We start from the raw sequence: 24,894 nt of genomic DNA, 5'->3' as shown, positions 1-24,894 counted from the left end.
TTAAACATAGTGGCGCCGGCTGAACGCCCGCGCAAAGTCCAGCAAGTCCTCGTAGCGCTCGACGGCGTGGATGTCCCAGCCCTGTTCACGGCGTGCGCGTTTCAAGTCGTCATAGGTTTTCTGCAGCCACTTGTTAGCCGCCGCTCCCTCCCAGTCGCGCTCCAGGTTCAGGGCCATGGTGCCGCCCGCGCCGCCCTGGGCCAGCGCTTTCGCCGAGATATCCCAGCCGCTGTTGCCCAGCTCATCGTTGTCGAACATGGTGGTGATGCCGTCGTCGGAAATCATCAGAATGTGCGCGGGGCGTTCGCGTTTGGCTGCATAGGTCTGGCGCAGGCGGTGGATGGGGAAGCAGGTGCCGCCGCCGAAAAATTCCGTCAGCACGCCCAGGATCATGTCTTCATCGCGCACGAAACCCGGCGTTTGCATCACTTCGTTCTTGCCGCTCCACAGGGTCACCTGCACTTTCGCGCCCGCGCGCAAGGCCGATAGCGCGATGACGGCACCAGCCAGTGTCAAAAACGAGGTATGCGCCTGCGGGTTCGGCATGGAACCGGAACTGTCCACGTACATGTCGAGGTCGACGGGCACGGCGTCGATGGCGCGCGCCGGTTCGCGGCCATACACGCGGCGCACGGTGGTCACGCCCGGCACGGGGCGCGGCGACTGCATCACCGATTGCAGCCAGTCGATGTCTTCGAGCGGGTCACCGATTTCCCACGGTTCCAGCCCTTCCATCTGCGGTTCCTGCGATTCGGGCGCGGGGCGGCTGGGGAACGCCACCAGGTGCGGCAAGGCCCGCTCGCGGTAATAGCGGATGGCGATTTCATGGTCGCTCAGGTCCACGCCCGACGCCTTTAGAATGTCGCCCAGCTCGAACGGTTCGCGCAGCTGGCCGCCGCCCTGCCTGGCCGCCGGCTCGGCAGGCGGCTCATCCCCATCGAGGCCCGAGATGCGCTTGTCGTGCACGGGATGGATGGCACCGTCCTCCTCGTCATCCTCGATCTGCTGCGCGCCATACGTCTGGCAGCCACGGGCCGCATCGCGCGTGTCGAGCAGATAGCGGCTCGGGCTCAGAGCGTCCGTGTCTTCCACCAGGTAAGGCAGCAGCAAGGTGGCGAAGCGGCCCGCCGCCAGCATCCAATCGTTCGCGTAGACGCGTATCAAGCGCGCGCCGAGCCAGGCGTCCGTGTCCAGGCGTTCGTCGGCCTGACCGCCTCCCAATTCACCCTTTTCCAGCTGCCACAGGTTTTCATAGATGCGCATGTACAGGGTCCATACGCCGCCACTGGCCTTGGCGTCCACAGAGCGTCCCTGCTCCAGCTTGCGGTAGATATCGGCCATGCGCAGGTTCGCCTGGCGCTGCAAGCGGTCGTTGATGAACAGGTCCGTGTACAGATTGGCCACCATGGGCGCGTGCTGCTCCAGGGTGGGCAAGGCGCGGCGCATGCGGGCCAGCAGGCGGAACTGGTCGCTTGCGCTGCCAGGCGCGAGGATGTGGTGGCCGATTTCATGGGCAAGCACTTCCAGCGCATAGTCGTCCAGTCCCAGCTCCGTCACCAGCGGCAAGTCCACCACCACGCTCTGATCGAGCAGCCGGATCATGGCGAAACTGCCGGACAAGCCCTGCTTGCTGGCCTCGACGCGGCTGGCGCACAGGCTGGGGTCGCGCAAGCGCGTAAACTTGCTCCACACGGCCAGGGCCTCGGGCCAGGCGGCGTGCCAGGCGTCGATCAGCGCGGTGTCGGCGGTCCTCTTCATGCGAGCGGCAGCAGGCGGATCGCATGCGTCCACGGCGACGAGATGGCCAGCGTATGCGCATTCGCGGCAAGCGCGATGTCGCCGGCAGGCAGGTCGAGCGCGATGCTGCGCGCGCCGATATGCACGGTCGTCCCATCGAGGCGCACGGACGATGGCATGCCGGTATTGGCCTGCTCAAACTCCTGCGCCGTGGCGCTGTGCAGCACGGCGCCATAGGCATCGGCCACCAGCAGGTAGTGGCGCTCGGCGCTGCGCACGACAAAACCGTCGGCCGTCGCACGCACCTGCGGCGGCGTGCCGAAGTCGCCACCGAGGCCGCTGAAGCTGCCAAACTCCCTGCCCTCTGGATTGCCGCGCCAGGGATAGTCCAGCAACTGCGCATGCACCTGCGGCCATTGCGCACCCGGCTCGCCAAACGCGGCCAGCGCCAGCGCGGGCGGCAAGGTGCCGGCGGCGGCCAGCGCGCCCTGGCGGAAATGCGCGACGCCGGCGCGCCAGGCCAGCACCTGGCCTACGGCCCGCAGCTGCGCGACGCTGCCGACTTGCGGCGCCACGGCAGCCAGCTCGCACTGCCACTGCGCGGTCCGCGCCCCCGCCACAGAGGCTATGTGGATGGCGGCGTTGCTGAGCATGCCCAGCACGTCGACGGGGGCCGTCGCCAGCAGCGGCGCAAACTGCGGCGCCAGTTCGCGCCACACGGTATTCAAGAACGGGTTTTTCGCCGCGGGGCCGGCCAGGCCGTGGCCCACCAGTTCCAGTGCCATGTCATAGGCGGCCAGGGTGACGCCGCCCACGCGCTCGGGCGCAGCGGCGGCCACAGCCAGCACCAGCGGATCGACGCCATCGTGCAAGAAGGCGCCAAAGGCGGCCATGTCGAGCGAGGGAAAACGCCGGCGCGCTTCCGCTGCGCGTGCATTGAACTGAGCTCGGCCGCTGGCGAGTATCGAGGCAAAAGCAGGAGAAATCATCGCGGCCCGTCAGTCGCTATGCGAAAAGTGCAGCAGATAGCGTTCGCCATCGCGCTCGAACGCGATCTCGTCCCAGTGGATCGCGTACCACATTGGTGGCGTCATCGTCACGGCGTGCAGGGAAAATCCACCGAGCGCGTCGTCGATCGATTCCATGAAGGAGGCCACCAGCTGCGCGCGGAAGCGCCCCGGTGGCGCCGCCTGCATGTGCCGCGACGAGAAAAACCAGCGCTGGCACACCTGCTCCAGCTGCGCGCGCCCGCACGGCACCGTATGGATATGCCACAGGTCGGCCGGCAAGTCGTGCGCGGGGGCGATGACGTGCAAGGCATAATCTTCCACGCGCAAACCCAGCGCCGTGGCGAGATCGGGCGCATCGGGCAGGCGCTGCAATTCGTAGCTGGCGCACAGGTCGCTCGCTTCGCCATTGAGCAGGGCCAGCGCTTCCAGGAAGCCTTGACAATGCAGGACGCTCATTGCGAACGCAGCCAGCTGCGGTAGTTGGTATAGCGCTGGTGCAGGTATTTGAGCTTCAACAGGTCGTCGTACAGAGGACCATACAGTTTTCTCCCTTTCGTGCGTTCGGCGATCAGCTTTTCGATGCGGTTCAAACGCGCCAGGGTTTCGCGTTCGCTGACGCCGTCGAGGCCAAGGTCGAATTCGGCCGACAGCACGCCGACAGGATCGTCGCGGTCCAGGTCCAGGCGGTTGAATTCATCGTTCGACAGATCGAACAAACGGCGCAGCCAGCCCAGCCTGTCGCTGCGGTAGGCGGCGTTTTCCGGCAGCGCGAAGAATGGCGCGTCCGGGTCCGGCTGCAGCTTGTTATGCAGGACGAATGGCAGCACCTGGCGCAAGTCTTCCAGCTCCACCTCGCCATTGCCGCGAAAATACGCCATGGCCTTGGCGTAGATCATGAGCGCCATCAGGGTGCGCACGGAGATGCCGTTCAGGGTCTGGCAGCCGAGATCCTTCAGGCGGTCGCGCCCATTGTCGGCCGCCTGCGCCTGGCCCCGGTCGGCGCCGGCCAGGCGGGCCGTGTCCTTGGTCATGTATTCGAACTGGCCGCCGGCCGTCTCGAACAGCTCGAACTGGCTGGCGAAGAATTCCAGGCGCCGGCGCACGGCGTCGGGGATATCCACCTGGCGGATCGCTTCGCCGATCTGGTCCACTTCCCCTTCCGTGAAGATGATATCGGGCGGCACCAGCTCTTCGGGGCGCACGTTTTCTTCCACGCGCAGCAGCAGTTCATTTAAAAAGCGGGGATTGAAGGCGAGCGCCTGCACCGTCACGTCGACCCGGTCGCGCAGCGCCTCGATCACCTGGTAGGTGCCGCCGCCCTGGTCGTCGTTGGCCGTCAGATACCAGGCAGCCTCTGGACATTCGTAAATATGGTTCAGCACTTCCGCATAATTGTCGCCCATGACGGTGAGCAGCGCGCTTTGCGTGCGCGTGGGGATGCGGTTGTATTCATCGACGATTTTCACGCGCATGCCCAGCCAGGCGCGCCAGGCGATGCGGATATCGTCCATGCTTTGCGCGTTGACCAAATCGGCGGGCAGCGGATTGCCGAGCAAGTCGGCCACCGTCATCTGCGGGTGGCCATGCTGCATGGCGCGTTTGACTTCCTTGACGGTGGAGCCGGCCAGCACGCCCATCAGCAAGGCGCTGGCCGTCTTGCCCCGCCCCGGCCCGCCGACGAACAGGCATTTGCGGCGCGTGGCGAACGTCAGCAGCGGCAGCAAAATGAAACTGGAATAGCTTTGCGCCGACGGCAGATTCAGGGTGCGCCGGCTGTCGCCCACGGAATACGTCTGCGACGGGCCGTCGTTGTACTCGATGTCGTAATGGGGACTGATGATGGCGTGGTTGACGATCCAGAAGTAGGCCTGGCGCAGCTTTTCATCGAAAGGCCGCGCCTGCGTCTCGCCTTCCGCTCCCAGCGCGATGGGCCCCTGGTACAGGTCCGCCACGTCGAACTGCCGCGCAACGGGCGCGGACTTGGGTTTGGTGGGGGCCTGGGACAGGCGCTGGAACAGATTAAAAGACGGCATGGCAATACTCTTCCGTTAAGGAAATGAAATTATTGCACAAGCCGCCTGCAAGCACCGGTTCGGATGAAAGCAGATTAGCCCGCCATCGGCGTAGCCAGAAACACCGGCTGCCGCTCGGCCAGCGCCGTCAGCGCGGCTACGGCCGGATAGTCGCCGGCCGCCATCACGTCGGGTACCATCTGCTGAGCAAAACTCCAGGCCACCGCAATGGTGATGCCGGCCATACTCAGGCAGTCCGGCGCCTCTTCGCGCAATGACGCTTCCAGCTGCCGCCAGGCCCCATGCAACTGCAGCTGGACGCGGTCCAGCCAGGGCTGGTGCTGTTTTTCCTGCGGGCGCAAGCGCCGCTCATAGACGATCTGCACGGCTTTGTCGCAGGCTGCCAAAGCATAGCTGGTCTGGCACAGCGCGCGCAGGCGTGCAGGCTCCGGCTCAGGCCTGATGCGGGGAGCATGCGCGGCCAATTCCTCCAGATATGCGAGGATCAGGGTCGAGTCCATCAGCACCTGGCCGTCGCCGGTGACCAGGGTCGGCACTTTGACGGCAGGATTGATCGCTTGTACCTGGTCGAAATCGGAAAACACCGACAAGGGCCGGTGTTCATGTTCCAGACCCAGCACTTTCATGCCAATGGCAACGCGCCTGACGTAAGGCGAATCGAGCATTCCGATCAATATCATGGCCCCCTCCTCTCCATCTGATGAATAAACGCGATCACTTGTGCCGCGACGGCCGCTGGCGCATCTTCCATCAGGAAGTGCCCGGCCTCGTCAAACAGGTGCAAGGTGGCGCCGGGAATATCGCGCTGCAGGCGATGGCCATACGCGACCGGCTGCCACTCGTCCTGCTTGCCCCATAAGACCTGTACCGGCAAGGTCAACTGCGGCAGTTTTTCGGTAAAGTCCATCGTATGGCAGGCGTTATAGTGCGCCACCTGGTGCTGGTAGAACGAGGGCTGCCCCACCACGCCGCACAGCGGCTCCAGGTAACACCGCAAAAGCTCGCCCTGCATCGTGTCCTTGTGAAAAACGGCCATGCCCAGCTGGCGCGCCATCGTGGCGCGATGCTCGCTGGCCGGCATCAAAGCACACCGGGCGAAGTCATCGCGCAGATGCTTCCAGGTAGGCGATGGCCACGAATCGTAGCTGGGCGCGTCGGCGATGCTCAAGCTGCGCAGGCGCGCCGCATGGTCGAACGCCAGGCGCAGCGCAATGGCGCCGCCGATATCGTGGCCGAACAAGTGGGTGGTCGGCAGTTGCCAGTGGTCGAGCAAGGCAGCCAGCAAGGTCACCTGCGCCGCTACCGAGGTGTCGGCTTCGACGGGCCGCTCGGATCGTCCGAAGCCCAGCAAGTCATACAGGTGCACGTGGAAACCGGCATCGACGAACAGCGGCACCAGTTCGCGCCAGATAATGCTGTGCGCCGGCGTGCCATGTACCAGCACCAGCGGCGTGCCTGCGCCATGGATGCCGGTGGCGATACGCTGGCCGTGGATCAGGGCGTGGCCATTCAACAGCGGTTCTTGACTCGTCATCAGATGTCCTTTTGTTTGCAGAACCTGCAGGCTAAGGCTAGACTGAACATGACACCAGTGACATTCTTTTTACTTTCAATCCAACTTTTGTCATAACCCATGAATTTACGCCTATCCGTCGACGCCCTGCGTGTGTTCAGGGCAGTGGTACAAACCGGCAGCATGAGCCAGGCCGCCAGCTTGCTCCATCTGAGCCAGTCGGCCGTCAGCTGGAAAATCAAGCGGCTGGAGCAGCAGCTCGATTGCCAGCTGCTGGCGCGCAGCGGCGGGCTGTTTGGCACGACCGACCAGGGAGCCGTGCTGCTGCGGCATGCGTTCAACATACTCGACGCCCACGATGACGCCGTCGCCCATTTTTCGCCATCGGCGATACAAGGCCGGCTGCGCATCGGCGTGACGGAGCAGATTTCATTGGCCGACGTGTGCACGGTGCTGTCGCAGTTCTCGCACCACCACCCCAAGGTCGATGTGCAGCTGGTGGTGGAGCAAAGCCAGGTATTGCGCGAACGCTTTGCCAACGGCGTGCTCGATGTGATTTTGCACCAGGATTTTGCCGGCAAGGCGGCGCCGGGTGACGCGCTGTTATGGACAGAAACGCTGCATTGGTGCGCTGCCACGGCAGAGCAGACCTTGCCGGGAGAGACCGTCAAGCTGATCACATACGGGCCGCACTGCTTTTACCGCCGGCTGGCAGAGGAAAAGCTGGGCCAGGCCGGCATGGCCTGGAGTGTGGGCCTGGAATGCCCATCGGTGGCGGGCATGCTGACCGCGATTGCCGCCGGCCTGGGCATGGCGGTGGTCAATGAACGCAACTTGGGCCCGGGCGTGCACCGGCACGCGGCACTGGAACGGCTGGTACCGCTGCCTCGCGTCGACAGCCTGCTGCGGGCCAATGACAACCTGCCCGACCCCGTGCGTGACGGTTTTTGCCAGCTGCTGCTGGCGGCACTGCAGAAAGCTTGATGGATCCCGTCGCTAACGATACGGGCAGTTATGGCTCCAGCTCACTCCCTGGCTGCATGCTCAGCCTTGTTGGATGACGGGCACTGGCGCCTCGGCGCGCCAGCGCCACCAGCCCAGCGCCACGCAGGCCACGAGCAAGGCCAGCAAGCCCGCCACTTCATGGCGGATTTCATACAGCGAGGCCCCCATCTGGTTCAGCGCGACAAAGCCCTGGATGCCGGCCGTCGATGGCAGCAGCCAGCGCAGCCATTGCAGCACGACGGGCATGGACGACACGGGCCAGGTCAGGCCCGCCAGGAACAGCACGGGCATCGAGGTGGCGATCATCAGCTGCGTGCCCCGTTCGCGCGTGCGGAACAGCATGCCCAGCAGCATACCGAACGCCGCTTCCGCCAGCGAGAACAGCACCAGCAGCAAGAGCATGCCGCCAAAGTTGCCGCCACGGGGGTAATCCTGGAACCAGAAGACAAAGCCGAAGAAATAGCAGCAGTTGAGGAAAGCCACGCAGGCAAACGCCAGCAGCATGCCCATATATCCACCCGCCGTGCGCTTGCCCGCCACGGGGAAACTCTTGCGCTGGTACCAGGTGCCGAACAGCATGGTCATGCCGATCAGCAAGGTCTGCTGCACGATCAAGGTGGCCACGCCCGGCACGACATACGCGCCATAGCCTTCCTTGACGTTAAACAGGGGCACGGCGTCGAAGGCGATGGGCGAGCGCTGCGCATTGGCCTGGATGCCCGATGGCGTGCCCGCACCCAAACGCTTGAGTTCGATACCGGCCGACACGGTGCCCACCACTTCGGCCAGGCCATTCAAGGCCACCTTGTTGAGCATCAGATACAAGCCGTTGCCCGCCACTTGCGCGTGGGCGGCGCGTCCGGCCAGCACGTCCGTCTGCAAGCCGTCGGGAATGATCAGCACACCCATGACTTCATCGCGCCACAATAAATCCTGCGCGACGGGCAGGTCCGGCGTGACGGCGATCACCTCCAGCGACGGATGGGCCATGGCAAAGCGCGTCAGCTGGCGCGACAAGGCGCTGCGGTCCTGGTCGACGACGGCCACGGGCACGCGCTGAACGATTTCCGTCGAGTACGGCAAAGGATAGAAGAAGGAATAGATGATGCCGCCGATGAACAACAAGGTCAGCGCGCCCTTGTCCGTCAGCATGGCGCGCCAGGTGGCGAGAAAGGCCGGCCACATCATGCGCGTCCCCAGGCGGCTGGCGCATTCGCGCGGCGCGCCAGCAGGAACACGCCCACGGCGCCGCAGCCGATGGCGATACCGGCCAGTATCAGCATTTCCTGCACACCATAACGCCATGGCGCGCCGGCCAGCCAGTATTTCGTTTGCAGCTGCAGATAATGCGTAAGCGGCAAGGCTTCCGCCCAGACGCGGGCCGGCACCGGCATGGCCATCAAGGGAAAGGCCTGGCCCGCAAACGCGAAGGCCGGCGCCGTGATGAAGGCCGCGCCCGACAGCGCCAGACGCAGCGACAAGGTCGCGGCGATCAGCAAGGTGGCCAGGCCGCAATAGGCCAGCACCAGCAGAAGCATGCTCAGTAGTAACGCCGGCAAGCTGCCCGCCACGGCCCAGCCTCGCGCCAGGCTGAAGAACAGCAAGTACAGCAGCGCCAGCGCGCAGTAGGCGATGAGGGGAAGCAGCAGCTTGGCGCCGATGGCGCGCAGCCAGCTGCCATGGGCTGAAGCCAGCCATTGCGGCACCGTGCCGTCGCGTAACTCGCGTCCTATGCTCGTGACGATGGCGACGACGATGAAAATCTGCAGCATGGCCGGCATCAGGGCCAGGGTCAGGAACGCTTCATAGCTGATGTTTTCGTTATACAAACTGTTCAAGGTCGTGCGTATCGGTTCGAACTGGGCGGCCGCCTGCACGCCCGACATGCCTTTTTTCGCGCGCGCCGTCATCTCGATGCCGGCCGACAAGGTCGTGCTGACCGTGCGCACGTCGCGCAGCAAGGCGCCTGCGTGCGAGGAAAACTGCGCGTTGTACAGCCATTGCACGGTGGCTTGCCGGCCGCCCAGCAGCTTCCGCTCGAAATCGTCGGGGATCAGCAAATAGCCAAACGCCGTGCGCTCGCGCAGGCGATGCAAGGCTTCATCGCTGGACGCCACTTTCGCCGCCACCTCGATGCCGGGCGAGGCGTCGAGCCAGCGCGTGAGCTGGCGCGACAAGGTGGAGTTATCATTATCGATGACAACGATGGGCAAGTCGCGCGCGATGCCGGCGGAAAACACCAGCCACAACATGCCGCACAGCACCACCGGAATCCAGCTGAGCATGCCAAAGTCCCAGAAGTCGCCGCGCAAGCGCCGCCACTCGCGTGCCAGCACCGAAACCGGTTCTTTATCCGCTTCGTTCATCTAGTATCAGAGCGGTGGAAACACGACCGACATGCCAGGACGCAAGCCCTCGACCTTGATGGCGGGACGCAAGCGGATTTCAAACGTGCGCAAATCCGTGCCGCCCGGACGGGCCGCGCGCCACGTGGCGAAGTCCGGCAGCACGGCCACGGAGCTGACCTTGAAACTCAGTTTCTGTTTCAACGCCGGCACATTCGCAGTATGCGTGCTGCCCATGCCAAACGCGGCCATTTCATCTTCGCGCACTTGCAGCACGGCCCAGGCGTCGTCGAGGTTCACCAGGGTAATCACGGGGAAACCTTGCGGCGCCAGCTCGCCCGGCTGTATCTGGATCTTGCTGACCTGGCCCGCCACGGGCGCGGCAATCCTCGTTTCGGCCAGGGCGACCTGCGCTTCCGTCAGCACGGCGCCCACCTGGCGCGCCTGGGCGGCGGCGGCCGTCTTGTCTTCGGGACGGGCGCCCTTTTGCGCCATGTCATATTGCGCGCGGGCAGCCTGCGCCAGCTGGTCGGCGGCGCGCCATTGCGCTTGCGCCTCGTCGCGTTTCTGCTGGGCGATCACGCCTTGCTCGTACATATTGTTGACGCGGGTGTACGTCGTTTTGGCAATGGTGGCCCCCGTCTGCGCCCGCTCCCAGTTGGCTTTCGCGGCCGCGACTTCTTCCGGACGCGCACCCGCTTGCGCCTTTTGCGCCACGGCCTCGGCCGCTTGCGTGGCCGCCGTCGCTTGCGCAATCTTCGCATCCACTTCCGGGCTCGTCAGCTGGAACAGCAGCTGGCCTTTCGGCACCGTCTGGCCCAGCTTGACGTACAGCTCGCCCACCCGGCCCGGCACTTTCGACGAGACATTGACTTCCTGCGCATCCATCTGTCCCTGCAAAGGCAGGCGCTGCGGCTGGAATGCCTGGTACAAGCCCCAGCCGACGAAGGCCAGCACGATGACGGTGGCGCCGATGGCCAAGGGTTTTTTGGAGGTACTCATTATTATTTGTCCACAGGTAATTGGATATCGGCCGCGGCGGCCAGGCTGCCAAGGCGTTGCGTCTCGCCCGTCGCTTCCAGCAATTGCGCCAGCCCCATCACATAGTTATAAGCCGTCTGCGCGCGCTGGGTTTCGACCTTGGCCAGGTTCAGGCGCGCGTCGACCACTTCCAGCGACGTCACTTGCCCTTGCTGGAAAGCCACCGTTTGCAAGCGGATATTCTCGCGCGCCAGCTCCACCGACGAGGCCGTTGACAAATACTGGATGCGGGCGTTTTCCAGCGCGCGCCAGTTCTTCTCGATCAGGGTGGGAATGTCGCGCTCGGCCTGGCGCGCCACCACTTCCACCCGCTCCTGGTCGAGCTTGGCGGCGGCGATCATCTTGCCCGTATTGATGCGGTGCACGAGCGGCATGGACACGACGAGGCCAATGGCCCAGTTCGAGCGCACGAGCTTTTCGTTACCGCGATTGAGATTGTAGTTACCGATGGCAAACACGGTGGGCGCGTATTCCTTGCCATGCAGCTTCAAGGCTTGCTCTGCCTGCACGCGCTTGCTGTCGATCTTTTTCCAGTTCGCGTTTTCCCGCATGCCCGTGCTGATGAACGATTGCAAGGTGCCGACCGGCAAGCTGTTGACGAACAGCGGCGTGCTGGGCAGCACTTGTGTATTGACGGCAAGCAAGCGGTCGAGCGCCACCTGGGCGATTTCCTCGTCGCTGCGGGCCTGCGCTTCGTCGCTGCGGGCGCTATCCATGGCCACGTCGGCGCGCAGGCGTTCCGCACGCGAAATCAGGCCGCCCTTTTCCAGCCTGGCCGCGTCGCGCTGGTGCTGCGTCACGCCGGCCGTCACTTCGGCCCGCACGGCCACCACTCTTTTGGCCAGCAGCAACTGGAAATAGCGCTGCGCCACCAAGGTGGCCAGCTGCTCTTCCGCTTCCGTCCGCTCGGCCTGCGCGGCCAAGGTCAGGCTCGATGCGAGGCCCTTGACGGCGTCCAGGCGCCCGCCCGTGTAGATGGGCCACATGCCCAGCAAGCCGAACGACGTCAAATCCGTCACCACTTCGCGGTTCAGGGAATTGGGAATGTGCGGCGTGGGCAAGCCGGGAATCGGCGGCAGCACGGATTCGATGCCGCCCACCACGCCGGCCAGGCCGCTCGTATCGATATTCAGGTCCGTCGACAAACGGCCGCGAAACGCCGTCAAGTCCACGGATGGACCATCGATATTCGATAGCGCCTCGGCTTTGAGTGTTTTTGCGCGCACGTCGAGCGCGGCGCCCTGCACGGCGCCCGAAGCCTTGGCCGCTTGCTGCAGCGCTTCGTTAAAGGTCAGCGGTTCCGCCTGGGCGGGCATGGCCGCGCCCAGCGCGCCGGCCAGCAATAATGATAAGTGTCCTTGCAATCTGCCCATGTAGCGTCCAGTCAATGAATGAGGGGAAAGCACGGGGTTGCCATGTTTATACTTTCACAATAGCAATTATATCTACGGATGTCCATTCCAGCCTGCACTATTGGTTACCGGGACTGGCACATGAAAACGGGCGCCTCTTGCGGGGCGCCCGTTGCGGTCAAGCCTTTACCAAACTAATTATTTCTTCGCCTTCTTGCCGCCCTTTTCTTTTTCCTTTTCAAACAGGGCAAAGAACTCGGACGCCATGTTGCGGATGGCGCGGCCGATGTTGGCGTAGTCGTATTCGTTCAGGTTGGCCAGCGATACGCGGCCGGACGGGTGCGTGGTGCCGAAGCCGCGGCCCGGCAACAGGATGACGCCCGTTTCCTCGGCCAGGCGGAACAGCGCTTCGTTGGGTTTCAGTTTTTTCAGCAGCCACTGCGAAAACTCCACGCCATGCATCTGCGCGGCCAGCGATTCCATGTCCAGCAAGTGGTAGTAGCGCACGGAATTGGCGTCATGCACCATCGGCAAGCCCAGCTCGCGATACAGCGCTTCCTTGCGGCGCAGCACGATGCGCTTCATCGATTGCTTGTACTTTTGCTCTTCATCCATCAGCGAGAACAGCGAGAACAAGGTCATCTGCGCCTGCACGGGCGTGGACAGGCCGGCAGTGTGGTTCAGCGCCACGGTGCGGCTGTCGGCCACCAGGCGGTCAATGAATTTCAGCGCGCGCGGCTCCGTCGTGATCGAGTGATAGCGCGCATCGAGCTGCTTCTTGATAGTTTCCGGCAACTTGGCAATCTTGGCGTCGAGCACATTGTCTTCATGCGTGGCCACCACGCCCATGCGCCAGCCTGTCGCGCCGAAGTATTTCGAGAACGAATACACGAGAATGGTGTTGAACGGGCAGATGGCGAACAGCGAGACGAAATTGTCGGCAAAAGTGCCATACACGTCATCGGTCAAAATGATCAGGTCCGGGCGCTTCTTGATGATCTTGGCGATGTATTCCAGGGTGTCGTCATCGATCTTGACGGAAGGTGGATTGCTGGGGTTGACGAGGAAGAAAGCTTTTACTTTCGGATCGAGCAGCTTGTCCAGCTCCTTCTTCGTGAATTGCCAGTTGTTCGATTGCGGCGCATCGATGTGCACGGTGTTCAGCTTGTAATCGTTCAGCTGGGGAATCTCGATGTACGGCGTGAAGATCGGCATGCCCAGGGCGATCGTGTCGCCTTCCTGGATGATGTGGTTCGATTTCAGGCTGGCAAACAGATACGTCATGGCGGCCGTGCCGCCTTCGACGGCGTACATGTCGAAGTTGCCGACGAAGGGATGGTCGCCCACCATTTCGCGGTGGATATACTGGCCGACGATTTTCTCGGACAGGCGCAGCATGCGGTCCGGCACGGGATAGTTGCAGCCGAGGATGGCTTCGCACATCTCGTAGAGGAAGTCGCCCGCGCTCAAGCCCAGCTGGTCGCGCACATACGACACGGCCGCCTCAATGAAATGCACGCCCGGGTTGCCTTCATGCTTGCGCACGAAGATTTCAAAGCGCGCCTCGATGCCGTCGCGCGTAGGGAAACCGCCCACGTCGTCCATGTAGACATAGGAACGTTCCGCTTCCGTCATGGCGAACTGGCCGAACTGGAAGAAGCCGTGGCGCGGCGTGGTCGCCAGGAAATTCGGGTTGCCGCGGCCCGCATTGAGCATCAAACGGTTGCTTTGCTTGGCCGTCTGGATCAGCGCATCCTTCAATTCGAATGGGCTCAACAGGGCGAGTTTGCTTGGGTTACTGAAATCCATGTGTGCTACTCCTTATTGACAGACAATGTGCAGGGTTCTTGCAGACTCAGACGAAGGCCACGATGAGCGGCCCCAGCAAAGTCAGGAAAACGTTGGCCAAGGCATACGTGATGGCAAACGGTACGGTGGGAATCGAGTTTTGCGCCGCGTTCAGCACTTCGCCGAACGCGGGATTGGCGCTGCGCGAGCCGGACAAGGCGCCCGCAAACACGGCCACGTTGTCATAACGCAAGATGTAGCGGCCGATCAGCATGGTCAAAATCATCGGCAGGATGGTCACCACCACGCCGACGCCGAATAGTGTCAGGCCGTGTTCGCGCACGGTTTGCACGGCTTGCAGGCCGGACGTGAGGCCGACGACGGCAACGAAGCCGGCCAGGCCCAGATCCTTGAGGATTTGCACGGCGCCGCTGGGCATGTAGCCGAACGTCTGGCGCTTGGCGCGGAACCAGCCAAACACCAGGCCCGACAGCAGAACTCCGCCGCCGCTGCCCAGGGTCAGCGGAATCGAGCCGATGCGCGCCACCAGCAAGCCCACGAGCAGGCCGACGACGAGGCCGGCGCCCATGTAGACAAAGTCCGTCTTGGCGCTCGGCACGATCATATAGCCCACTTCGGCCGCCACGCGCTTGACGTCCTGTTCGGCGCCATAGATGGTCACCACGTCGCCCGTCTGCACGACGGTTTCCGCCTGCATGGGCAAAATCTTGCCCATACGGCTCAGTTGCACGACAAAGATGCCGTGACGCACACCCGGCGCCGTCGCGCTGCGGATCTCGCCCACCGTCTTGTTGTGGTAAGCCTTGTTGGTCAGCACCATGTCGCGGCGCTGCATCACCAGTTCCATGCCTTCGACGGCAAGCAATTCCTTGCCCAGTTGGGAAGACACGCTGAGCATGGCTTCGCGCCGGCCCACCAGCAGCACGATATCGTCGGCCGCCAGCACCAGGTCCGGGCTGACGTCGATGATCTGGCCATTGCGTTTCACGCGCTCGATGGTAATGGCCGTGTTCGGATGGGCGCTTTCGATCTCCTCGACGGAACGCCCGGCACCGGGGCCCACGTCGTAGATGCGGCCAATCAAGTCGGGTGCGGCCGGCGTCTGGCCCGGCCCCAGCACTTGCACGCCCGCCTGCAGCGCCGTTTCCGCCTTGATCGCATCTTCGCGGATGGTGCGCCCCATGAGCTTTGGCAAGATGTTGACGCAAACGATGATGGCGCCAAACGAGCCGAACACATAGGTGACGGCATAGCCGACGGCCACGTTGCCCTGCAAGCGCGCCACTTCGTCGGCCGCCAGGCCCAGCTTGGTGATCGCGTCGCCTGCCGTGCCGATGATGGCCGACTGCGTCAAGCCGCCAGCCGCCACGCCGGCCGCCAGGCCCTTGTCCAGGTCGAACATCTTGGCCAGGATGACCACCGTCAGCAGCGCCGTCACGGCCAGCACGACGGCCAGGATGATTTCGCGCACGGACTGGCGCCCCAGCGAATTGAAGAACTGCGGGCCGCTTTCATAGCCGACCGCGTAAATGAACAGCGCGAACAGCACCGACTTGACGCCAGGATCGATGGCGACGCCTACCTGGCTGACGAGTACCGCCACCAGCAATGAACCGGCCACCCCGCCCAGCTGGAACGAGCCGAACTTGATCTTGCCGATGTAGTAACCCACTGCCAGGGAGAGAAACAAGGCAATTTCAGGCGACTTCTTGAATAACTCATGCAACCATTCCATGCGGACCGCCTTTCATGTTGAAGGAATTCTTTACTGCTTATGCTCTTGCAAGCTGTTCATGCGTGCACCGACCCGGCCAGGGCCACGATCAGCGGCCCCAAGAGGGGCAGCACCACGTTCGAAATCGCATAGGTAATCGTGTAGCCCAGCAAGGGCGTGGAATTGCCGGCCGCGTTCTGCACGGCGGACAGGGCCGGCGTGCTGCACTGCTGGCCGGCGATGGCGCCCAGCAGCACGGGCGCTTCCAGCTTGAGGAAAAAGTGACCGACCAGCAGGGACAGCGAAGCAGGGATGACGGCGATCAACACGCCCATCAGCGGCAGCGACAGGCCGTACTGGCGGATCAGGTCGATCGCCTGCGGCCCCGACGCCAGGCCCACGCAGGCGATGAAGGTGGCCAGGCCGATATCTTTCATCATGTCGAGCGCGCTCGGGTGGATGCCCGGCATGCCCGGTTTGCGCGCCTGGTACCAGCCGAACACGAGGCCTGTGAGCAAGGCGCCGCCGCCCGTGCCCAGCGAAAACGGGATGCCGCCCAGCTTGGCACTGAAGCCGCCGATATACACACCCAAGACGATGCCGATGCTGGCGTAGACGATATTGCTGCGGTCGCCCGTCGGCACGCGCTTGCCGATGGCGGCCAGCGCCGTGTTCAGTTCGCGCCCTTCCGTCGTGCCGTACAGGCGCAGCACGTCGTCGCGCTGCAATGCAAGGTCCGGCAGCGGCGGCATGCTGTGCTCGCCACGGACGACGGCCGCCACGTGCACGCCTGAAGGCAAGGCCAGCTGGCGCAAGGGCTGGCCGACGAGCGCGGCTTGCTGCAGCACCACTTCGACGGCGGAGACCGCCATGTTCAAGCCCGTCGTGTCGGCAAATTCTTCGCCCAGGATGGCTTCGGCCGCCACCAGCGCGGGACGGTGGCCGATCACCAGCACTTCGTCGTTATTGCGCAGGCGCAGCGCGGGCTCCAGAGCCAATACCTTGCCATGCCGGCGCACGCGCGTGATGCTGGCGCGGCCCGCGAAAATATGCTGCAAGGCGTCGAGACGGCGGCCCGCGCCGCGGCTGATGCGGTAAGCGCGCCCCACCATTTCCGGCGTCGCCTGCACGCCGTCGCCATCGGTCTGCGCGCCGCCCATCTTTTCCCACAGTTTGTCTGCTTCCTCGCGCAGGTTGACGCGCAGCAGGAGCGGAAAAATCTGGCTGGTGACGATGACGATGGCGATCAGGCCGAAAATGTACGTGATCGAATACGCGGTGACCACGTTGGCCTGCAGCTCGGCGATGCGGGCGGCCGGCAGCGCCAGTTTCGAGATGGCGTCCGTGGCCGTGCCGACGACGGCCGATTCCGTCGCCGCGCCCGCCATCATGCCGGCCGCCGTGCCCTGGTCCAGGCCCAGGAAACGCGTGGCCAGCAGCACCAGCGCCAGCACCACCACCACTTCGATCAGGCACAGCAGGCCCAGGCGCAAACCCTTGGCATTGAGGTTGGCAAAGAACTGGGGACCGCCTGCATAGCCGAGGGCAAAGATGAACAGCATGAAGAAGACGTTCTTGACGCTGGCGTCCAGGGTGATGCCCAGCTGGCCGATCAGCAGCGCGGCGATCAGGGTGCCGCACACGCCGCCCAGCTGGATGGGACCGAAGCGTATCTGCCCTACCGCATAACCGAGCGCCAGCGCCAGGAACAGGGCCAGTTCCGGCACCTGGTGCAATACCGACGTGATCGACTCGAGCATGGGCAAACCTTCGAAAAGATAACGGATGGTTACAAGGGAACAGAGCGTTCGGCGGCTGGCGGCAGCTGGCTGTTGAACGGGCGCACGGGTCCCGCACGACACCTGCGTATCACCGCTTGTGCTGGGAACGTATTGCAAAAGTGTTGCAACGTGGAATTATGTTCGGCGAAGATTCTATTTATGTCAACAGGTGTTCTGTTGAACTCGCTTTGCGTTTCATCAAACATCGTGCGCACGATTGAAGCGCTTGTTTGACACTGATCAATAAAACTATTAGTAATGTTTTGGACGATACCAAAGTGCTTTGCGCGCCAGCGGCGTCTCTTCGGGCAGGTCGGGATTGGCCAGCTCCAGCACGTAACGATGGGGCAGCTTCAGGCCCTGCGCGAGGCGGCCGAAATGGCGCTGGAACAGCTGCGCGAAACTGCCATCGGCCAGCATTTTCTCCAGCCCGGTCTCGATGTGGCGCGCCAGTTCCGGCCGGTGCCTGCCGACAAAAAAATACAGCGCGGCCGGGTAGCTGATGACCAGGTGAGTATCGAGCGCCAGCGGCAATTGCGCATGGCTGGCCAGCTCGCTTTGCGCTTCGATCACAGAGCGGGGAAAGTAGTCGATGCGCCCGGCAGCCAGTTGCTGGAACAGGCCTTCATAGGTGCTCGAGGTATCGAGGCGCAAGCCGTTCGCCTGCAAGATGGCGGAGTCGGGCCAATCGCGCATCTGGCCGGCAGACAGCCGCGCCAGGGCGGCGATGCTGCGCACGTCGCGCAGCAGTTGCGGCTGGCGCGCGTGGATCAGGGCCACTCTCCAGCCGATCAGGCCGCGGTCGATGGGGATGCGCACCGGCAGCAATTGCGTTTCGCGCGCGCGGCTCGTCATCGTCCAGACGACATCGACGCTGCCCGACGCCGTGGCGATTTCCTGCATGGCGCGCGTCTGCACCATACGCAGCGCGGAACGGCGCAAGGCATAGGCCTGGCCCGAACGGGCCAGCGCCTGTTGCAGCAAGGCCGTCACATAGCCTTGCTGCGGATCATCGATCGCCTGGTGGCGCGGATACACGAGCGGCAGCGGCGGCGACTTGCCGGCGGCGGCAGCGCCCAACGGCCACAGGGCGGCAAGCTTGAGCAGGGGGCGGCGCTGCATGGGCCCTCCTTTCCAGCGCTTTCATCAGCGTACTTATCAGAATGACAGTATCACGTAGCAGAGCATGCTTGTCGACTGGAATACGGCGACCGTGTATAAAACAACAGCACTTTCAGGATGGCCAGCAGCGATTGGAATTAATCCAGATCAATAAAACCGTAAATAGAAAATAAATCTTGCGTGCGGCTCTGGACGGCATGCGCGCCCCTCGCCTACGCTGTTTTTTTATCTGAAAAACAAGAGGAACACATGCAGACAGCGCGCTTGAATATTATTGGAATGGATCACGAAGGCTGCGCCGACAGGCTGACGGGCGCGCTCGAAGCCGTCACGGGCGTGGCCACCGTCTGCGTCTCGCTGGCGCGCCACGGCGCCACGGTGCAATTCGACGAACGCCTGGCCACGCAGGAACGCCTGCTGGCCGCCGTCAACGACGCCGGCTTCATGGGCGAAGCGACGGATGAAGTACAGCTGGCCTCGTGCAGCGGCGCCTGCGGCCACTGCCGTCATTGAAGCCCGCCAGCTCCCAACTTACCCTCCCCGTGCGCCCCGGTCGCGCAGATGCGCCAGCACCCGGCGCGGTCCCAGCGCCTGCAGGTCGAACGGCGGCAGCTCGATGGCATCGAGCGTATTCTTGAACAGCAAGCCCAGTTCCGTATCACCCTCCAGGCTCAAACGGCGGCTGAAGAACAGCGTGTCCGGATCTTCCTGGCGCCGCGCCAGCAGCATCAAGTCATGCACGCTGGCGGCGATGCACAGGTCCGGTACGTCGACATAGCGCTCGGCCACGAACACCGTTCCCTGCCACTCGAAATCGAAGGCGATGCCCGCGTCCAGCAGCCGCAAGCGCAGGCTGCGCCCTTCCAGGCTGCTTCGCACGTCGTCGGGCAATTGCGGCGCCAGCAGGCGGTTCAAGCCTTGCACGAACAGCCAGGAGGCGGGATACGGCGGCAGCTTGGACAGCAATTCGGCCAGCGGTTCGGGCAGCCGGTATGACGCGGCGGGCTTGCTCATGGGAGGCTTGGCCGGGACGGGCAATCTTTCCAGTTGATCTTGCATGGTGCTTCCTTTCGATGCGTTCAATGGGCGGCGTGCTGGTGCTGTTCCATGCCAGGCTGGCCGTGCCAGTAGCCGTCGCAAGCGCCGGCCGGCTGGCAAGCCGCCAGCTGGGCCTGGGCGCCGATGCCGCTGACCTGGCCGCGGCGCGCGCGGTCGAAGATGGCGATGACTTGTTCCGTGTGCATGGCTTGCGGGCTGATGCGCGCCACCGACACGCCCATGTCGCGCATGGCGTCGAGTTCGCGCACCAGGTTGTAGACGAGCGCCGACTGCGTCTGCGTGCCATTCAACACGAGGAACGGCACTTCGTCGCGCGTGCGCAGCAGCAGGCCGTCCGGCTCTTCCAGGCAGCTGTAGCCGCAATCGTCCTTCGGCAGGTTGCGGTTGCGCGCCGTGAAGCAGCGCGCGGAAAACGCCAGCGGCATGCGGCCGTAGGCGAATACCTCCGTCTCCAGCCCTTCCGGTTTCTGGCGCTGCATCTCGGCCAGCGCCGTCTGTCCCATTTCCAGCGGCATCACCCAGCGCCGCGCCCCGAGGCGCGCCAGCAATTGCAGGCTGGGGCCATTGAACAGGTTCAAATGGGGGCCGGCGACGAAGGGCGTGCCCTTTTCCATGCAGTGCACAGCGCCCATGTCGTTGGCCTCGACGCCGTAGCGGCCATTGCCCGTGATGCGGCGCAGGGTCGCCAGTTCAGCACCCGCCTCGATCAGCGCCTGCGTCGACAACACCACTTCCTTGCCGGCGGCGGCCAGCATGTCGGCGATATCGAGCCAGTCGGCCAGGCGCACCTCGTGCCGGCGCGAGCAGACGGTTTCGCCCAGGTACACGATATCGACGGCCGTGGTGGCGATCTGCTGGTAAAACTCGAAAACGGTGGCGCGCGGCCAGTAGTAGAGCAAAGGGCCCAAAGAAAGCTTCAGCATGTTCATCCTTTATTTCCAAGATCTATGGTAGGCACCCAAGGTGTGCTGCTGGCCCTCGGCCAGCTTGTCCATGGACGCCATCCAGGCCGGCTTGACGGCGTAGCGCGCATTGCCTTCGCGGCAGGCGTCGATCGCTTCGCGCCACACGCGCGTCACCTGCGCCACGTAGGCGGGGCTGCGCTGGCGTCCTTCGATCTTCACGGCGCGCACGCCCATGGCGATCAGCTGCGGCAGCAGCGCCAGCGTGTTCAGGCTGGCCGGCTCCTCGATCGCGTAATACTCTTCGTCGTTGACTTCGAAACGTCCCTTGCACAGGGTCGGATAGCTGGCGTTTTCGCCTGGGGCATAGCGGTCGATCAGCACGCCGTTCAGGCGCGATTCGAGGCCGTTCGGTGTTTCCAGCCAGCGCACGGATTTCGCCGGCGAGCACACGCCGTGAGTGTTCGGCGCCTCGCCCGTCGCGTACGACGACAGCGCGCAGCGCCCTTCGACCATCACGCACAGGCTGCCGAAGCCGAAGACCTCGATCTCGACTTCCGTCTTGGCGATCAGTTGCTCGACCTGCGCCATCGACAGCACGCGCGGCAGCACCGCGCGGGCGATGCCGAAGTGCTCATGGTAAAAATTGATCGCTTCGTAGTTGGTGGCCGAACCCTGCACGGACAGGTGCAAACGCAGTTGCGGGTGGTGCTCGCTTGCATACGCCATCAGGCCCGGATCGGCCACGATCATGGCGTCGATACCGGCCTGCGCGGCGCGGTCGATGGCGCTGCGCCAGACGGCCCAGTTGTGCGGCTGCGGATAGGTGTTCAGCGCCAGCAGCACCTTGCGTCCATATTGGTGGGCGTAGCGCACGCCCTCGGCGATGGCCTTCTCGTCGAAATTGAGGCCGGCGAAATTGCGCGCATTGGTGGCGTCGCGAAAACCCAGGTAGACGGTATCGGCGCCATTGTCGATGGCCGCTTTCAAGGCAGGCAGGCTGCCGGCGGGGCAGACCAGTTCCAGCGGTCCGGCCACGCGGGTGGCGGTGGTTGATTCAAGCATCATGGTGTTCACAGTCCTGTATCGGCTCAGGGTGCAGACTATAGCCCCGCCCATACCGCCCAGTCCTTGACGCAGGTGAAGGAATGCATGCATGGCTGGCGCGCGTTCAAGTTGCTTGACCTGGCTGTAAAATGCCCCACTTTTCTCCCTCACCGATTGCCCGCCATGCCCCGCAAACCGCTGCTGCTATTCCTGCTCACCCTATTCCTCACCGTGCTGCAAATACAGTGGGCTTCGCCCGCCGACGGCTATGTCGAAGAAACGCTCTCCGTGCTGTCGCCCGAGGCGCTGGGCGTCTGGGCCGGCGTGCTGCTGCTGTTCCTGCAAGCCGTCTTCGCCCGCCGCGCCATGCCCGTGCTGCGCCAGGCCGCCATCTGCACGGGCCTGCTGGCCGTCTACTGGCTGCTGGCGAACTACGTCACGTTCGACGCGCGCGTGGCCAGCTGGAGCACCTTCTCGGCGCGGGAAATCTGGGCGCACGTGCTGCCCGCCTCCGTCGCCAGCATCGCCGTCTGCGGCGCCATGTACTTTGGCCTGAGCTGCTTCATCCCGCGCCTGGGGCGCGCGAAAAAAAGCCGCTGACGCGCTTTCTTCACCTGCATCAAGGATTCGTCACGCAACTGCACGCGCCCTTTGACGTCACTATATTTAGTGATTAATCTCCATAAAAACACCGCATGTTGTGTTTATTGGAGGTTTCATGACGACAAATGCAGTTTCCCCCACACGCGGCCAGGTCGACGTCGCCGCGTCCATCAATGAATACCTGGACCGGCGCGACTGGCGTGTCAACGCCAACGCCAACCAGGGTTACTCGCTGGGCGGCCTGATACTCAACGTGTCGGGCAAGGTCATCGCCAACTACTGGCTCGACCAGGTGTATCCGCCGGACGTGGGCGCGGCGCACCGCGAAGCGGCGCTGCACATCCACGACCTCGACATGCTGGCCGGCTATTGCGCCGGCTGGTCGCTGCGCACCCTGCTGCACGAAGGCTTGAATGGCGTGCCGGGCAAGATCGAATCGGGTCCGCCGAAACACATGTCGAGCGCCATTGGCCAGATTGTCAATTTCCTCGGCACCCTGCAAAACGAGTGGGCCGGCGCGCAGGCGTTCAGCTCCTTCGACACCTATATGGCGCCCTACATCCGCAAGGACAGCCTGCGCTACGAAGACGTGCGCCAGTACATGCAGGAGCTGATCTTCAACCTCAACGTGCCATCGCGCTGGGGCACGCAGACGCCGTTCACCAACCTCACGTTCGACTGGATCTGCCCGGACGATTTGCGCGAGCAGATTCCCGTCATCGCCGGCCAGGAGATGGACTTCAGCTATGGCGAGCTGCAGGTGGAAATGGACATGATCAACCGCGCCTATATCGAAATCATGATGGCGGGCGACGCCAAGGGCCGGGTCTTCACCTTCCCCATCCCCACCTATAACATCACCGAGGATTTCGACTGGCATAGCGACAACGCGGAACGCCTGTTCGAGATGACGGCCCGCTACGGCCTGCCCTACTTCCAGAATTTCATCAATTCGGAACTCAAGCCGAACATGATACGTTCCATGTGCTGCCGCTTGCAGCTGGACTTGCGCGAACTGCTCAAACGGGGCAATGGCCTGTTCGGTTCCGCCGAGCAGACGGGTTCCCTGGGCGTGGTCACCATCAACTGCGCGCGCCTGGGCCACTTGTGGCGCGGCGACGAGCCAGCGCTGATGGCCGACTTGGACCGCCTGCTGGAACTGGGCAAGACCAGCCTGGAAATCAAGCGCCGCACCATCGAAGAACTGATGCAGCAAGGCCTGTTCCCGTACACGAAACGCTACCTGGGCACCCTGCGCAATCACTTTTCCACCCTGGGCGTGAACGGCATCAACGAGATGATCCGCAACTTCAGCGGCGACGCTTACGACATCACGTCCGCCGAGGGCCATGCGCTGGCGATACGTTTGCTCGACCACGTGCGCGCCCGCATGGTGCAGTTCCAGGAAGAGACGGGCCATATGTACAACCTGGAAGCGACGCCGGCCGAAGGCACGACCTACCGCTTCGCCCGCGAAGACCGCAAGCGCTATCCCGCCATCCTGCAGGCGGGCACCGTCGACAATCCGTATTACACGAATTCGTCGCAGCTGCCCGTCGGCCATACGGACGACCCGTTCGAAGCGCTGGAATTGCAGGACGCGCTGCAGCGCAAGTACACGGGCGGCACGGTGCTGCACCTGTACATGACGGAAGCGCTGTCGGATGCCAACGCCTGCCGCGAACTGGTGAAACGCGCGCTGAGCCGCTTCTCGCTGCCCTACATCACCGTCACGCCCACGTTTTCCATCTGCCCGCGCCACGGCTACCTGGCCGGAAAACATGAATTCTGCCCCACCTGCGACGCGGAACTGATCGCCCGCAAGCAGTCCGATCTCGCTCACCCACTCAAGGAAACGCCATGAACGTACGTCCCGACTTCACTCCCGCCATCACCCTGCTCGATACGGAACGCCAGCGCTGCGAAATCTGGACGCGCGTGATGGGCTACCACCGCCCCGTCGCCTCGTTCAACATCGGCAAACAGGGCGAATTCCACGAGCGCCAGTATTTTACGGAAGCGAGCGCCCGGCTTGGCCAGCCCGCCTGCCATGGCGTTTGAGCTGAAAGTGGGCGGCCTGACGCCCTTTTCCGCCACCGACTACCCGGGCAAGCTGGCGGCCGTGGTGTTCGTGCAGGGCTGCCCCTGGCGCTGCGGCTATTGCCACAATCCGCACTTGCAGGCGCGCACGCCGGAAGGCGCCATGCCCTGGCAGGACGTCCTGACCTGGCTGCGCCGCCGCGTGGGCCTGGTCGATGCCGTCGTCTTCAGCGGCGGCGAAGCGTGCATGGACCCGGCGCTGGCGCGCGCCATGCAGGACGCCAGGGCACTGGGATTCGGCATCGGCCTGCACACGGCCTGCATCTATCCGCAACGCCTGCAGGAAGTGCTGCCCCTGGTCGACTGGGTCGGCTTCGATATCAAGGCGCCGTTTGCCGACTATCGTCATGTGACCCGCGTGGCCGGCAGCGGCGACCCGGCGCGCGCCTGCCTCGATGCCATCCTCGCCAGCGGCGTGGCCTACGAATGCCGCACCACCACCCACCCGGACCTGCTGCCGGACGAACAATTGCTGGCCCTGGCCGCCACCCTGGCCGCGAAAGGTGTCGACAACTACGTGCTGCAGCAGTTCCGCGCCGAAGGCTGCGCGGACGCGGCGCTGGCTGGCCGCCCCCTGCACGGCTATCCGGCGGCGACGACTTTGGCGCAAATCGGCGCCATGTTTCCGCGATTTACATTCCGTAATCATGGCAGTTGATCCTGCGGCACAAAAATTACTGAAAGCGTCACAAAATTCCCCGATCTGCAACGCTGAAATGTC

At 63.7% G+C, this 24,894-nt stretch carries 23 protein-coding genes; 6 read left to right on the top strand and 17 right to left on the bottom strand.

All coding sequences use genetic code 11. The annotated features are described in order from the left end of the window. From V3C40_RS13870 to V3C40_RS13845, 6 genes are all read right to left on the bottom strand, one after another. On the bottom strand, nucleotides 1-1,758 hold the full coding sequence (locus tag V3C40_RS13870; RefSeq protein WP_331777732.1) for a VWA domain-containing protein: 1,758 nt from the start codon (nucleotides 1,756-1,758) through the stop codon (nucleotides 1-3). Next, nucleotides 1,755-2,726: a hypothetical protein gene (locus V3C40_RS13865; protein ID WP_331777731.1), complete on the bottom strand. Its 972-nt coding sequence runs from the start codon at nucleotides 2,724-2,726 to the stop codon at nucleotides 1,755-1,757. Before V3C40_RS13865 ends, V3C40_RS13870 begins: the two co-directional genes overlap by 4 nt. Before the next feature lie 9 nt (nucleotides 2,727-2,735). Beyond that, entirely contained in the window at nucleotides 2,736-3,203 is a 468-nt protein-coding gene (locus V3C40_RS13860; protein ID WP_331777730.1) for a hypothetical protein, read from the bottom strand. Next, the gene (locus V3C40_RS13855) at nucleotides 3,200-4,780 is read right to left on the bottom strand and encodes an AAA family ATPase (protein ID WP_331777729.1); all 1,581 of its coding nucleotides are present in this window, start codon (nucleotides 4,778-4,780) and stop codon (nucleotides 3,200-3,202) included. Before V3C40_RS13855 ends, V3C40_RS13860 begins: the two co-directional genes overlap by 4 nt. A 74-nt stretch (nucleotides 4,781-4,854) precedes the next feature. Beyond that, nucleotides 4,855-5,460, bottom strand: a complete 606-nt coding sequence (locus tag V3C40_RS13850; protein ID WP_070304274.1) for a glutathione S-transferase — start codon at nucleotides 5,458-5,460, stop codon at nucleotides 4,855-4,857. Further along, nucleotides 5,457-6,314, bottom strand: coding sequence for an alpha/beta fold hydrolase (locus V3C40_RS13845; protein WP_331777728.1), 858 nt, complete (start codon nucleotides 6,312-6,314; stop codon nucleotides 5,457-5,459). The genes V3C40_RS13850 and V3C40_RS13845 overlap by 4 nt, the downstream gene beginning before the upstream one ends. Before the next feature lie 99 nt (nucleotides 6,315-6,413). Here V3C40_RS13845 and V3C40_RS13840 point away from each other — a divergent pair, with 99 nt between their 5' ends. After that, nucleotides 6,414-7,277: a LysR family transcriptional regulator gene (locus V3C40_RS13840; protein ID WP_331777727.1), complete on the top strand. Its 864-nt coding sequence runs from the start codon at nucleotides 6,414-6,416 to the stop codon at nucleotides 7,275-7,277. A gap of 60 nt (nucleotides 7,278-7,337) precedes the next feature. Here V3C40_RS13840 and V3C40_RS13835 read toward each other — a convergent pair whose 3' ends face one another. The 8 genes from V3C40_RS13835 to V3C40_RS13800 form a co-directional block, all read right to left on the bottom strand. Next, complete coding sequence (locus V3C40_RS13835) at nucleotides 7,338-8,486, bottom strand: ABC transporter permease (RefSeq protein ID WP_331777726.1); 1,149 nt, start codon at nucleotides 8,484-8,486, stop codon at nucleotides 7,338-7,340. Next, complete coding sequence (locus tag V3C40_RS13830) at nucleotides 8,483-9,664, bottom strand: ABC transporter permease (RefSeq protein ID WP_331777725.1); 1,182 nt, start codon at nucleotides 9,662-9,664, stop codon at nucleotides 8,483-8,485. Before V3C40_RS13830 ends, V3C40_RS13835 begins: the two co-directional genes overlap by 4 nt. A 6-nt stretch (nucleotides 9,665-9,670) precedes the next feature. Next, nucleotides 9,671-10,645 carry an HlyD family secretion protein gene (locus V3C40_RS13825; RefSeq protein WP_331777724.1) on the bottom strand — a complete coding sequence of 325 codons (975 nt, stop codon included), beginning with the start codon at nucleotides 10,643-10,645 and terminating at the stop codon, nucleotides 9,671-9,673. A gap of 2 nt (nucleotides 10,646-10,647) precedes the next feature. Beyond that, entirely contained in the window at nucleotides 10,648-12,057 is a 1,410-nt protein-coding gene (locus V3C40_RS13820) for a TolC family protein (RefSeq protein WP_331777723.1), read from the bottom strand. Between the two features lie 177 nt (nucleotides 12,058-12,234). Then, nucleotides 12,235-13,845 (bottom strand): bifunctional aspartate transaminase/aspartate 4-decarboxylase, encoded by a 1,611-nt coding sequence (locus tag V3C40_RS13815; protein ID WP_331777722.1) that lies wholly within the window; start codon nucleotides 13,843-13,845, stop codon nucleotides 12,235-12,237. Nucleotides 13,846-13,891: 46 nt separating this feature from the next. After that, nucleotides 13,892-15,580 carry an aspartate-alanine antiporter gene (aspT, locus tag V3C40_RS13810; RefSeq protein WP_034757016.1) on the bottom strand — a complete coding sequence of 563 codons (1,689 nt, stop codon included), beginning with the start codon at nucleotides 15,578-15,580 and terminating at the stop codon, nucleotides 13,892-13,894. A 56-nt stretch (nucleotides 15,581-15,636) separates the two neighbouring features. Continuing rightward, nucleotides 15,637-17,319, bottom strand: coding sequence for an aspartate-alanine antiporter (aspT, locus tag V3C40_RS13805; protein WP_034757012.1), 1,683 nt, complete (start codon nucleotides 17,317-17,319; stop codon nucleotides 15,637-15,639). A 273-nt stretch (nucleotides 17,320-17,592) separates the two neighbouring features. Next, complete coding sequence (locus tag V3C40_RS13800; RefSeq protein WP_331777721.1) at nucleotides 17,593-18,462, bottom strand: substrate-binding periplasmic protein; 870 nt, start codon at nucleotides 18,460-18,462, stop codon at nucleotides 17,593-17,595. Between the two features lie 249 nt (nucleotides 18,463-18,711). Between V3C40_RS13800 and V3C40_RS13795 the strand changes: the two genes are divergently transcribed. Then, entirely contained in the window at nucleotides 18,712-18,975 is a 264-nt protein-coding gene (locus tag V3C40_RS13795) for a heavy-metal-associated domain-containing protein (protein ID WP_070304264.1), read from the top strand. A gap of 18 nt (nucleotides 18,976-18,993) precedes the next feature. Here V3C40_RS13795 and ubiT read toward each other — a convergent pair whose 3' ends face one another. From ubiT to ubiU, 3 genes are read right to left on the bottom strand one after another with little or no spacing between them, the layout of a single operon-like run. Continuing rightward, entirely contained in the window at nucleotides 18,994-19,521 is a 528-nt protein-coding gene (gene ubiT, locus V3C40_RS13790) for a ubiquinone anaerobic biosynthesis accessory factor UbiT (protein ID WP_080698764.1), read from the bottom strand. A gap of 20 nt (nucleotides 19,522-19,541) precedes the next feature. After that, nucleotides 19,542-20,444: a ubiquinone anaerobic biosynthesis protein UbiV gene (gene ubiV / locus V3C40_RS13785; protein ID WP_034757937.1), complete on the bottom strand. Its 903-nt coding sequence runs from the start codon at nucleotides 20,442-20,444 to the stop codon at nucleotides 19,542-19,544. 9 nt (nucleotides 20,445-20,453) lie between these two features. Beyond that, nucleotides 20,454-21,491: a ubiquinone anaerobic biosynthesis protein UbiU gene (ubiU, locus tag V3C40_RS13780; RefSeq protein ID WP_413774577.1), complete on the bottom strand. Its 1,038-nt coding sequence runs from the start codon at nucleotides 21,489-21,491 to the stop codon at nucleotides 20,454-20,456. 162 nt (nucleotides 21,492-21,653) lie between these two features. On the opposite strand from ubiU, the gene V3C40_RS13775 reads away from it, so the two are divergent. From V3C40_RS13775 to V3C40_RS13760, 4 genes are all read left to right on the top strand, one after another. Beyond that, nucleotides 21,654-22,070: a hypothetical protein gene (locus V3C40_RS13775; RefSeq protein WP_319992671.1), complete on the top strand. Its 417-nt coding sequence runs from the start codon at nucleotides 21,654-21,656 to the stop codon at nucleotides 22,068-22,070. Between the two features lie 118 nt (nucleotides 22,071-22,188). Further along, entirely contained in the window at nucleotides 22,189-23,937 is a 1,749-nt protein-coding gene (locus tag V3C40_RS13770) for a ribonucleoside triphosphate reductase (RefSeq protein WP_331777720.1), read from the top strand. After that, a complete protein-coding gene (gene nrdD / locus V3C40_RS13765) occupies nucleotides 23,934-24,134 on the top strand; it encodes an anaerobic ribonucleoside-triphosphate reductase (RefSeq protein WP_331777719.1) in 201 nt (66 codons plus the stop codon). The genes V3C40_RS13770 and nrdD overlap by 4 nt, the downstream gene beginning before the upstream one ends. After that, nucleotides 24,124-24,831, top strand: a complete 708-nt coding sequence (locus V3C40_RS13760; protein WP_331777882.1) for an anaerobic ribonucleoside-triphosphate reductase activating protein — start codon at nucleotides 24,124-24,126, stop codon at nucleotides 24,829-24,831. Before nrdD ends, V3C40_RS13760 begins: the two co-directional genes overlap by 11 nt. Nucleotides 24,832-24,894: the final 63 nt, after the last annotated feature.

It is taken from the genome of Janthinobacterium sp. LS2A, assembly GCF_036543145.1.
GTDB classification, from domain to species: domain Bacteria; phylum Pseudomonadota; class Gammaproteobacteria; order Burkholderiales; family Burkholderiaceae_D; genus Janthinobacterium; species Janthinobacterium aestuarii.
Note: the sequence above shows the minus strand (reverse complement) of the source record. Positions and strands in the feature narration are given on the sequence as shown.